Here is a 12,239-nt window from a genome sequence, read left to right as displayed (position 1 = left end):
GCTAAAATTTCCCTAACTAATCACTGTTGGTTTATTGCCGTTTTGATTGTTGAGACTGGTAACAATTGTAGGTTGCTCAGAATTAGCAGTTAATGACTCGCCGCGACGTTTTTTGTAACGCTGACTTTTTGGAACTCCGCCTGCCATCCCATACTCTACACTGCTTTTGCCGTATCGAGTTGCAACACCAAGTAGCATGTGTTCTGTCATATCTGCCAACTCGCCCTCAGTTTCTAGCATTTCCCGATATAACTTATCTAAATTAGAAAGAGCCGTATTATATAAATTTTCTTTAGTTCGCATTTGCTCTATCAAATTTGAAAAAGCTGGTAAAGAAAGACCATTACCTAAATCTAAATAGGGATCAATAGAATTGATACTAGCGGCGCGACGCACAGCTTTTTCTAATATCTTTGAACTTCTTTTTTTTCGAGCCATAATATACACCTTGAAATACAGTACGGCAAATATTCTTTACCTTAAAAAATATTTATAATTTTCAGCCTGAGAAAATTCCAGCAAATTTACAACGGCTTTTGTTACACTGCAATGTCTTTAATGCTTGCGTGATTTACGAAAATTAGTCAGCAATTTGAAGTTTTGAGTAAGTATTTTGGCATTTTGTTTGCGGAAAACACCAAAATGAGTACACAATTAACTGAAATGAGAAAACACTTTGGTATTTTGAGCAAGTATTTTGGCATTTTGCTTGCGGAAAACACCAAGATGAGTAAGTAATTTGACATTCTCAGTCAACATTTTGCCAAAATCAGAAAGCAATATGCCTTTTTGTCAACTTTTACTCTCAGCACCTCCGTGTCTGTGCGTGAGAGTAAAAAATTTTATTAAAAACACCAGTCATCACACTACATAGAAGTATATTGAAAAAAACATGAGGATTTGATATTTGCTAAATCAAGTACAGCAACGGCTGGCGTTATCCAGTAAACATTGCCCAACAAACACATACAGAAACACAACAAGCAAATCCTACTGCGTCAAAACGCAGATTGGTATGCTTAACAAGAAAATTGATGTATGAGTGTAGCTTTAAAGTCTTATTGAGTTTGTGGAGCGTAGATAATGAGGACACAGCAAAATTGATTGCAAAGATTTTATACCGAAATATTAAAACAAAAAGTAACACCTGCGGCAGCTATACGAAAAGCTCAATTAAAACTCTGACAAGAAATTATTCTATTCCTAATGATTGAGCAGCTTTGATTTTAAGACTTACGCAGACTCTACGATTTCTTGGCGTTCTACCCTGCGGGAAGCCGTTTGCGCGTCTACGATAAATTAAGCTTTTTGGGAATTTTTGCGTAAGTCATGGATTTTACAAGCTGAGTGGAAGTGATATCTAATACAAGGATTTTTTAGAGATAGGTGATAGTATATTTGAGTTTTTGAATTAAAAGTGATTGTCTCTATTGAAGTTAAGAGAAATAGTAATGCTATCCATAAAACTAATATTTAATTTGGGAAAAAATCAATAAACCTAAAATAAAGCTTATTTTTTACTCCTGTACGTGCGGGTTGAGGAAAAATTTTGTTTACCCACAGATTCATTGAGTCAACCCACTCCTACATATTCCTTACTGCCTGATAACACAAGTAAATTCAGAAATAAAATCAGATTTTTATATCTATAGTCGGTTTTTTTTCTTAAAAATTACAAGCTTGCCAATGCCTAAAAGTATAGTGAAGCAGATACAACTTCTTGTGAAAAAATGCTGTTATGACTAAGAGAATCAAACGTCACCAGAAACCAAGAAGATTTTTAGTAGCGTTTACTAGCCACCTTTCCCTTCTCTTAGTCAGCATTACAATGTTTGCTGAATCAGGTGTAGCTGCTAGAGATTATGCCCCCAATATTACCCTACAAGCACAAATAGATTCATCAGTAGTTAATAATTCTAGCGCCGAGCAAATATTTCAAGAAGGAGAAGAGCTACTCAAGCTAGGAACAGCAACATCTTTCAAGCAAGCGATCGCTAAATTTGAAACCGCCTTAAAACTTTGGCAACAAACTGGAAATATCAAACAACAAGCCACCACACTTAACGAGCTTGGTTTTATTTATAATGCTTTAGGCGATAAACAGCAAGCCTTAATATTTTTTAACCAGTCCTTATCTTTGACACAACAAATTAGAGATATAGCCGGTCAAGCAGTTACTCTTAATAATATTGGTGGTGTTTATGATGCCTTGGGAGACAAAAAAAAAGCATTGGATTGCTATAACCAATCTCTCTCTTTATCAGAACAACTAGGAGATTTAATCTGGCAAGCAATCACTCTCAATAACATCGGTAGTGTCTACAACGCCTTGGGAGAAAAACAGCAAGCACTAAAATACTACAATCAATCCCTACCCATTTCACGCAAAATGGGCGATAAAGCTCAAGAAGCAATCACCCTTAATAACATTGGTGGTGTTTATGATGCTTTGGGAGACAAACAGCAAGCTTTGACATACTACAGCAAATCTCTACTTTTATCACAACAAGTCAACGATAAAAACGGTCAAGCAACAACTCTGAATAACATTGGCGGTGTCTACGATGCTTTAGGAGATAAACACCAGGCATTAATGTACTACAACCAATCTATGTCCTTAAGACGGCAAATTTCAGATCCAACAGGCGAGGCAATCACTCTCAACAATATCGCTGGGATTTATGATGCGTTAGGAGACAAACAGCAAGCACTCAACTATTACAATCAGTCCCTCAACTTATCTAGAAAAGTCGAAGATAAAACCGGACAAGCAGTCACTCTTAATAATATTGGCCGTGTCTACGATTCCTTAGCAGACAAACAGCAAGCACTCAAATACTACAATCAATCTTTGCCCTTAAGACGAGAAGTTGGAGATAAAACAGGCGAAGCTACTACTCTCAACAATATTGGTGGTGTCTACGACGCTTTAGGAGACAAACAAAAGGCTCTAGAATTTTATAACCAATCCCTAAATTTATCACGAAAAGTAGAGGATAAAGCCGGGGAAGCTACAACCCTAAATAACCTTGGCGGTATTTATTCTGCTTTGGGAGATAAACAACAAGCTTTAAAATACTACAATCAATCTTTGCCTTTAAGGCGGCAAATTGGCGATAAAACAGGCGAAGCTGTTACCCTGAATAATATCGGCCGTGTCTACGACTTATTAGGAGACAAACAACAAGCACTCAAACACTACAATCAATCTATGCCTTTAAGACGGCAAGTCGGGGATAGAACAGGCGAAGCTGTTACCTTGAATAATATCGGCCGTGTTTATGACTCATTAGGCGAAAGACAAGAAGCACTTCAATATTACAACCAATCTTTATTTTTATCACGGCAAGTCAGAGACAAAGCCGGAGAAGCAACAACCCTAAATAACATTGGTGGTGTTTACACTGTTCTGGGAGACACACAACAAGCCTTAGCATATTACAACCAGTCACTCCCCCTCAGACGGCAAATGAAAGATAAAGCCGGGGAAGCCATCACTCTCTATAACATTGCTTATTTAGAACGTAACAGGGACAACCTCAAAGAATCTCTAGTTAAAGTTGAAGCAGCTATTAAAATTATCGAAAATCTCCGGACTAAAATTACCAACGAACAACTACGTACATCTTATTTTGCTTCCCAACAAACTATTTACGAGTTTGCCAATGACTTATTAATGCAGTTGCACAAAAAATATCCCCAGCAAGGCTACGATGCTTTAGCATTACAAAACAGTGAAAAATATCGTTCTCGCAGTTTGTTGGAACTACTCACAGAAGCTAATGCTGATATTCGCCAAGGTGTAGAACCTAAATTACTAGAAGCAGAACAAAACTTGCAACAACGACTAAATGCAACAGAGAAACTGCGTTTAGAACTCTACAACAGTGGTCAATACACCCCAGAACAAGCCCAAGCCTTAGAAAACGAATTAACCTCACTTCTCAAAGAATATCAAGAAGTCCAAGCCAAAATCAGATTTACCAGTCCCAAATATGCTGCACTCACTCAACCCCAACCCCTCTCTCTTAAAGAAATTCAACAGCAAGTACTAGATGACGAAACGCTGTTATTAGAATACGCCCTGGGTGAAGAACGCAGTTATTTATGGGCAGTTAGTAAAAATAGTATTAGTAGTTATGAATTACCTAAACGCTCAGAGATTGAAAAAGTTGTTAAGCAATTTAACTATTTATTGAAAATACGTTACTACAACCTGACAGCCAACATCAAAATAGATGCAAGTTCTGGTTTAGGTGCTTTTAGTAGTTACGAAGTACTCGAAAAACTCAATCAAATGTTGTTAGAACCAGTCGCCGAAAAAATCAAAAACAAGCGCCTGGTAATAGTTGGTGATGGTGCATTACAATATCTGCCATTTTCGGCCTTAGCTCAACCCGGAACATCCGGTAAAAACATCAGACCTCTGCTAGAAAGTAACGAAGTTCTTTATATACCATCCGCTTCTACTTTAGCCGTCATTAGGCGCGAACACAAAGAACGCAAAACACCCCCCAAAACCCTAGCCGTGATTGCAGATGCTGTATTTAGCTATGATGATGAACGCCTGACTAGAATTCTCCATAAACCCATACCCAAGCCAAACATTCCCTTCATCAACCCTAATTTTTCTTTTGAGCGTTTATCTTTCACTCGCCAAGAAGCCGAGGGAATTTTAGCTTTAGTGCCAAAATCTCTGACTCTGCAAGCATTAGACTTTGCTGCTAACCGAAATTTTGTCACTAGTTCTCAACTGAGTGAATACCGCATCATTCATTTTGCTACCCACGGCATTTTAGATACCAAAAATCCGTCCTTATCTGGTGTAGTACTGTCACTATTTGACGAAAAAGGGATGTTGCAAAATGGCTTTTTGCGACTGCAAGATATTTTTAATCTCAAACTACCCGCAGATTTGATTGTCCTTAGTGCTTGCGAAACTGGTATAAGCCAACAAATCAAAGGCGAAGGATTAGTTGGATTAGCCAGAGGATTTATGTACGCTGGTAGTCCGCGTGTGTTAGTCAGTTTATGGAATGTGGATGATGAAGCAACATCCCAATTGATGAAAGCATTTTATACCAAAGTTCTCAAACAAGAATTAACCCCGGCGGCGGCACTGCGAGAAGCAAGGTTAGAACTGTGGCGAGATGAAAACTATTCTGCACCTTATTACTGGGCTGGTTTTACCTTACAAGGTGAGTGGAGATAATAATTAAATTAGAATTTACGCATCAAAACGAAGAGCCTGTCGAAATATCGAAACCAAGTCATCTTAAGTTAGGTTTAATTTATTCCTTCTACTTATCAAGACTTCAAATCGAGTAATCCTTCTTCCTTCAATTTAGGATTAAACCGCAGTTGTAATTGCAACCCACGAGATTCTAAAACTTTGAAAATTTCCGCTTCTACCCTTCGTGCCACATTTTTGACAACTTTGATTTGTGCTAACTCATCATTAGCAGGATTGTGATAACTTGCTTGTTCTTCTGCTGTCATCAAATTTTTGACGTTAATTGGTTGTGTCCATTTTTCTTTATTTTCACCATTACCTGGAGGTATTGTGCCATTTTCAGCAATCCAAGCATTTTCAATATTTTCTAAAACTGTCCGACTAGGACGTTCAATAGTTTGTACTTTCACCCAATAACATTGTTCTGGTTGACGCACTAAATGTTGTTGCAAACTAGAATAAACATCACGAGAATATCCGACAAACTGGAGCAATTGATCATGATTAAAAATTGCATACACACCTATTTTTCCTTGAAATATTTCCGGGAGTTTTCCCTCTGCATCAATGTAAGGAAAATATTCTAGATTTGCTAAAGACGGATTATTTATTTCGTTAGTCATATATAAAATATTGTTAATTTAAATTTTCTACAAAAAAATCATCGGTATTTATCGGCGGTTAATTATTTTCTCTTGTAATTCATTCCCATGAAAATTACTATATAACAGTCGAAGCATAGTTTAAGACTATGTTTGTGGATAAAACATAATTTTCTCAAAATAGTCAAAAGAAAAAGGCAAAAGAAAATTTTCTCTTGCCTTTCCTAACTAATTATTCACTAACGATTTACATATCGAAATCATCATCTTCGTCAACTTCCTCGTATTCATCCTCTTCGTCATCAGGTATGAGGTCGTGGACTTCATGAACTCCATCGATAATTAAATCATCTTCATCCAAAATTGATCCTGTGCGTCGGCTACCATAAGTACCTTCAGTCAGGGAAGGCGCATCTAAATTGTAGGCGCGGGCAGTGCGATCGTCTAACACCATATCCAGAGGATCATCAACTTCATCCAAGACACTGGAAGTATCCAAAGTTGAGTAATCATCGATCGCACCAGGTTCATCATAGGTATTGTAACCAGTACCCGCCGGAATCAAGCGTCCGATAATTACGTTCTCTTTCAGACCCCGCAGCCAGTCAGATTTACCTTCAATTGCTGCTTCCGTCAATACCCTAGTTGTTTCTTGGAAGGATGCAGCCGAGATAAAGCTGTCTGTATTCAAGGATGCTTTGGTAATACCTAACAATACTGGTGTATATTGCGCTCTTGCACCACCAGTAATGGCCATTGCTTCGTTGACTTGTTCAACTTGGCGCAGTTCCACCAACTCACCAGGAAGCATGGTAGTATCACCACCATCATCAATCCGCACTTTGTTGGTCATCTGGCGGACAATTACTTCAATGTGTTTGTCGGCAATATCAATCCCTTGGGACTGATACACTAACTGCACTTCGTTCACCAAGAATGTTTGCACTTTCTGTAGTGCATGGCTGGCGCAAGCGTAGACTCCATCCTCAGAACCCAAGCTGAAGAAGATTTCCAGAATTTCGTGGGGGTTAGATGGGCCATCGGTGATTGGTTGTCCGGCGGTGACGTGATAACCATCAGGAACAATCAGGTTTTGTCCAGGGCCAAGGGGATAGTCGGTGACTACACCATTGGATTCGACAATTTTCACTGCGATCGCTTCATCGCCATCACCATAAACCACCTTGACTTCTCCACCACGGCGTACCAAAATACATGCTTCTTTTGGTTTCCGAGCTTCCAGAAGTTCTTCAATCCGTGGTAAACCTTGAATGATGTCTCCGGTTTTAGCGCGTTCAAAGACCAACAGCACTAAGTTATCGCCGCGCTGTACCAAATCGCCATCTTCTATTTGCAACACCGCGCCAGGACTGACTCGGTAAGGACGACCAGAGCGAATCGTCACCCGATAATTATGGGTACTGAGGGCTGATTCATCACCAGCAGCTGCGGGAGGCGCATTCTTCACCTCTACAACTTCCCCAGATTCTTCCGCAAATACACCGGGGGCGATTTCTGCACCTTCTACCAGCAAATTACCGACTTTCACTTTCGGTTGTGCAGCCGTTGTCACGGTGTTCATATCGCTGTGACGCAATACTAAGCAACGGCGTACTGCTTCTGTGCCTTTTTGGACACCGCGCACAATCCCGCCTTCTTTACACAAGATTTGGGTACGTGCAACTACAGCCCCAGGGGCGATCGTGTCGCCGTCTTTGACTTCCAAACTAGTTTGGGTACTACCTTGGGTAGCATCAGCTACAATGTCACGGCGAATTACTAATGATTCCAAAATCACTAACTGCAAGCGTTGGATTTCTGAATCTTCAGCATCAGGAATCAATTCAATATCGGCTGCTAAGGGTGAAGCATTGTGGTCTTGTTCGCCTTCTTGCTCAATTTCCAACACTAACTGAGTCCGCAGTAGTTCCACACCTTCCACAGATTTGACCCGCTCAGAATCTTTGTAAGGTAGGCGTTGTACGGCACGTAATTGAATGGAACGTCCGGTTTGCTGACTTACAGATGTTGTTGAAGGTACATCTGGGGTATTAGGTACAGCAAATTCCACTACAGGACGGCTTAACAATGCTGGGCCTTCGGGAGATTCGACATACTGGATGTAACGCAACTCGGTAACGGTTTGTCCCAATAGTTCTTCCCCTGGTTGGACAAAGGTGTTATCTCGCCCAATCACCGCTTCTGGATCATCCACCATCAGCAGTTCGCCGGGTTTAATTACCACTTCCCGCAGAATGTCGTTTTTCTGGGTGACTTCTACAACACCACTGTTTTGACAGAAGATATCTTTGACGACCTCAGAACCGGCTTCGACAAACTGACCATCTTCTACCAACAGCAGCGAGATATCTTTGTTAACTTCGTGGGTTTCTTCGGGAATCCACAGGATTGTACCGCCTTGTACGACTTCATAACCTTGTTTGGCTTTGCCTTTCTTCTGGACTTCTAGCCCAGCGAATTTCAAAAAGCCACCAGTGGTTGTGCGATAGCGGTCATCAATTAATTCTGCAACTACTTGACCATTCTGCACTTTTGTGCCTGGGGTAGCCCGCAGGTTAAATTCCTGGTTGTTTCCAGTGGTAATTAAGTAGTTGTTGCGTCCTTGAGAACTGTTAACAGTAACGGCGGCTTGGTCTAGAACTACCGAAGCGGTGATGATTTCAATTTCTCTGGTACTCTTGCCGGGGGTAGCTTCGGGTAAACGCACTACACCACCATGCTGACTGGTGAGTTTGGTTTCCGCTAACACACCGTTGGTATCGATGCGATCGCCATTATTCACGACCAATTCTGCACCAGGAGGCAAGTTATAAACTTCCCCAGATAAAATCCAAATCAAACCACCTCTAGCGGCTGTGGTTGTGGTGTTACCTTGACGGTCGGTTTTTTGTTCCGCTACCACATCGGCAAATTTCACTTCCCCAGCCAAGTCCGAGGCCACATCTTTCACCGCTTTTTCAGTGTTGGCGCGAGTTGTCCGTCCCCCAATGGCGACTTCTGCCAATAACTGACCTTGTTTTACCTGTTGACCATCGGTGATGTATAGTGTGGAACCTTGGGTAACTTGAATTTCTTGGTTAACAGGGGTTTCGCTACCTTCTTTTTTGGGTTCTAAAATTAAGATGCCGTTTGCTTCCACATACAAAGCATCTTCACCGTGGCGTGTACGGTAGGGTCTTGTCCGCAACTTGCGAGGAATCTTGACTGTCCCAGCCATTTTGGAGCGTACTTGTTGAGCAACTTCCCCAGTGAATACCCCCCCGGTGTGGAATGTCCGCATGGTCAGCTGAGTACCGGGTTCACCGATACTTTGCGCCGCAATGATGCCCACAGCTTCGCCCAGGTCTACCATTTTGGCGTGCGCCAAACTCCAGCCGTAGCAATGTTGACATACAGAACGGGCGGCTTCACAGGTAAGAGGCGATCGCACCACCACTTGTGTTACCCCAGCTTTTTGAATGTCTTTCGCCAAGTCATCAGAAACTGGAGTATTCCGGGGTGCGATAATTTCGCCAGTGGTTGGATGTACAACATCTTCGCCAATTACCCTTCCCATCAAGCGAGTCGCCAGAGGAATCAAGGTTTTGCTACCTTCAGTCATAGCTTTGATCGGAATACCTCTGGTAGTACCACAATCAAATTCCCGAATAATCACATCCTGAGACACGTCCACAAGACGGCGAGTCAAATACCCAGAGTCAGCCGTCCGCAGCGCCGTATCTACCAAGCCTTTCCGCGCACCGTAAGACGAAATAATATATTCTGTAACAGTTAAACCTTCCCGGAAGTTGGTTTTAATTGGTAAGTCAATAATTTCCCCTTGGGGATCTGCCATCAGTCCCCGCATCCCTACCAACTGACGGACTTGGGAAATATTACCCCGCGCTCCCGAAAACGCCATCATGTACACAGAATTGAGGGGATTGGTTTTCTTGAAGTGAACCACCACCTCATCTTTGAGAGCTTCACTCGTACCGTTCCAAGTGTCAATTACTTTTTGGAAACGTTCTACTTCTGTGATTTCGCCCCGTTGATAACGAGCTTCTGTCGCCCGAATTTCTTCTTCGGCGGCTTCCAAAAGACTGCGCTTGCTTGGTGGTACCATCAAATCATCCACACTGATGGAAACCCCAGCCCTAGTAGCGTAGCGGAACCCTAAATCTTTGAGTTTGTCCGCCATCACTGCGGTTCGCGCCGTACCGTAGTTGGTAAACGCCCAAGAAATCAAATTTCTCAGTTGACCTTTATCAACTACGCGATTGCGAAAAACTTTTTTTTCGTTAGTCATTAGTCATTCGTCCTTAGTCATTGGCAGGGAGTGGGGAGTGGGGAGTGGGGAGTAGTGAGTGGTGAAATTTCCTACTCCCTACTCCCTATTGCCTAATCCCCTAACTTACTAGTGCTTCCTGAATTGCCTTGTTGTAAATGACGCGGCCAGGTGTTGTGCGTATGTACTGAGAAATCAAATTTCCTTGGGAGTCTTCTCGAACTCGGCGGAACTTATACAGTAACGTCCGAGTACCGTCATCGTTATTTGTCACTTCCAAAGGTTCTGTATCAGGTTGGTCTGATTCAAGCTCACCATCAAACCGCACGTAGATATAGGCGTGTAAGTCTACTTGCTGTTGCTCAAAGGCCATAATCACATCTTCGAGGGAAGCAAAGTACTTACCAGCACCTTTGGTAGCATGGGGATTTTCTGCGGTCAGGTAGTAAGCCCCCAAAACCATATCTTGGCTAGGTGTAATGATTGGTTTACCTGTAGCTGGCGACAAAATATTATTAGAAGCCAACATCAACAACCTTGCTTCTGCCTGACTTTCTAAAGACAGTGGTACGTGTACCGCCATTTGGTCGCCATCGAAGTCAGCGTTAAACGCCGGACACACCAAAGGATGTAATTGAATGGCTCGCCCTTCCACCAAAATTGGTTCAAAAGCTTGAATCCCCAGACGGTGTAGTGTCGGTGCGCGGTTGAGCATGACTGGGTGTCCTTCGATCACCTCTTCCAACACATCCCAAACACTTGGGTCAGAACGGGAAATCAGCTTTTTCGCCGCTTTAATGTTATTCACCATGCCGCTACGAATTAAGCGGTTAATTACAAACGGTTGAAATAACTCGATCGCCATTTCTCTGGGTAAGCCGCACTGGTGAATATTCAGTTTCGGCCCCACCACAATTACCGAACGTCCAGAGTAGTCAACCCGTTTACCCAACAAGTTTTGCCGGAAACGTCCTTGCTTACCTTCAATAATGTCAGATAAAGATTTTAGTGGTCTGTTATTAGCACCAACTACCGTCCGACCCCGACGACCGTTATCAATCAGCGCGTCTACCGCTTCTTGCAGCATCCGCTTTTCGTTCCGCACAATAATTTCTGGTGCCAAAATCTCCTGTAGGCGTGCCAGACGGTTGTTGCGGTTGATTACACGCCTGTATAAATCATTCAAGTCGCTGGTTGCAAACCGTCCACCATCAAGTTGCACCATTGGGCGCAAGTCTGGCGGAATCACGGGGATGACGGTCATCACCATCCACTCTGGTTTAGAACCAGTCGCAATGAAGTTATCAATTACCCGCAGCCGCTTAATCAGCTTGGCGCGTTTTTGACCTTTAGCTGTGCTAATTTCTTCCCGCAGGCTTTCTGCTTCTTGCTCTAAATTAATATCCGCTAACAAGCGCAGCAGTGCTTCCGCACCAATGCCCACCTCTACCCCTTGTAAGGTAGAATCTTCGCTATAAATTTGGTCTTCAATTTCCAACCACTGGTCTTCACTCAGTAGTTGCTTATAAGTTAAAGTTTCGGCATTACCAGGGCTGAGAACAACATAAGAGTTGAAATACACTATTTGTTCTACATCCCGCAAAGGCATATCCAACAGGATGGCAATATAACTGGGGATGCCTTTGAGATACCAAACGTGAGCTACAGGTGCAGCCAGTTTGATATACCCCATGCGGTGGCGGCGCACCCTAGATTCGGTAACTTCTACGCCACAACGTTCACAAACAATTCCTCTGTGGCGGACTCTCTTGTACTTACCACAGTGACATTCCCAATCTTTTGCCGGGCCAAAGATGCGCTCACAAAATAAGCCATCCATCTCTGGCTTTAAAGTCCGGTAGTTAATCGTTTCTGGTTTGGTGACTTCACCTACTAATTGACCATTGGGTAGGGTGCGTTCGCCCCATTGCCGAATGCGTTCTGGCGATGCCAAACCGATTTTTACGTAGTCAAACTGATTAGTTTGGGCTGCTCTCATACTTAAGTGTTGAGTTATAAGTCAAGTATTCAGTTAAAAGTAATCCATCAAGAGATTTCTAAGCTGTGAGTGCGAATACTGAGGTATTAAATACTCAGCACTCAGCACTCATTACTC

The 12,239-nt window shown here is 42.4% G+C and carries 5 protein-coding genes; 1 reads left to right on the top strand and 4 read right to left on the bottom strand.

What is annotated here, in order from left to right; all coding sequences use genetic code 11:
* Positions 1–12: 12 nt before the first annotated feature.
* Positions 13–438, bottom strand: coding sequence for a hypothetical protein (locus H6G77_RS15285; RefSeq protein WP_190871991.1), 426 nt, complete (start codon positions 436–438; stop codon positions 13–15).
* Between the two features lie 1,300 nt (positions 439–1,738).
* Here H6G77_RS15285 and H6G77_RS15280 point away from each other — a divergent pair.
* Positions 1,739–5,212: a CHAT domain-containing tetratricopeptide repeat protein gene (locus H6G77_RS15280; protein ID WP_190871990.1), complete on the top strand. Its 3,474-nt coding sequence runs from the start codon at positions 1,739–1,741 to the stop codon at positions 5,210–5,212.
* A 95-nt stretch (positions 5,213–5,307) separates the two neighbouring features.
* Here H6G77_RS15280 and H6G77_RS15275 read toward each other — a convergent pair whose 3' ends face one another.
* The 3 genes from H6G77_RS15275 to H6G77_RS36255 form a co-directional block, all read right to left on the bottom strand.
* A complete protein-coding gene (locus H6G77_RS15275; RefSeq protein ID WP_190589145.1) occupies positions 5,308–5,856 on the bottom strand; it encodes a GIY-YIG nuclease family protein in 549 nt (182 codons plus the stop codon).
* Positions 5,857–6,082: 226 nt separating this feature from the next.
* Positions 6,083–10,144, bottom strand: coding sequence for a DNA-directed RNA polymerase subunit beta'' (locus tag H6G77_RS15270; RefSeq protein WP_190871989.1), 4,062 nt, complete (start codon positions 10,142–10,144; stop codon positions 6,083–6,085).
* Positions 10,145–10,244: 100 nt separating this feature from the next.
* Positions 10,245–12,122, bottom strand: coding sequence for a DNA-directed RNA polymerase subunit gamma (locus H6G77_RS36255; RefSeq protein WP_190589141.1), 1,878 nt, complete (start codon positions 12,120–12,122; stop codon positions 10,245–10,247).
* Positions 12,123–12,239: the final 117 nt, after the last annotated feature.

This window comes from Aulosira sp. FACHB-615 (assembly GCF_014698045.1).
Classification (GTDB): Bacteria; Cyanobacteriota; Cyanobacteriia; order Cyanobacteriales; family Nostocaceae; genus Nostoc_B.
Note: the sequence above shows the minus strand (reverse complement) of the source record. Positions and strands in the feature narration are given on the sequence as shown.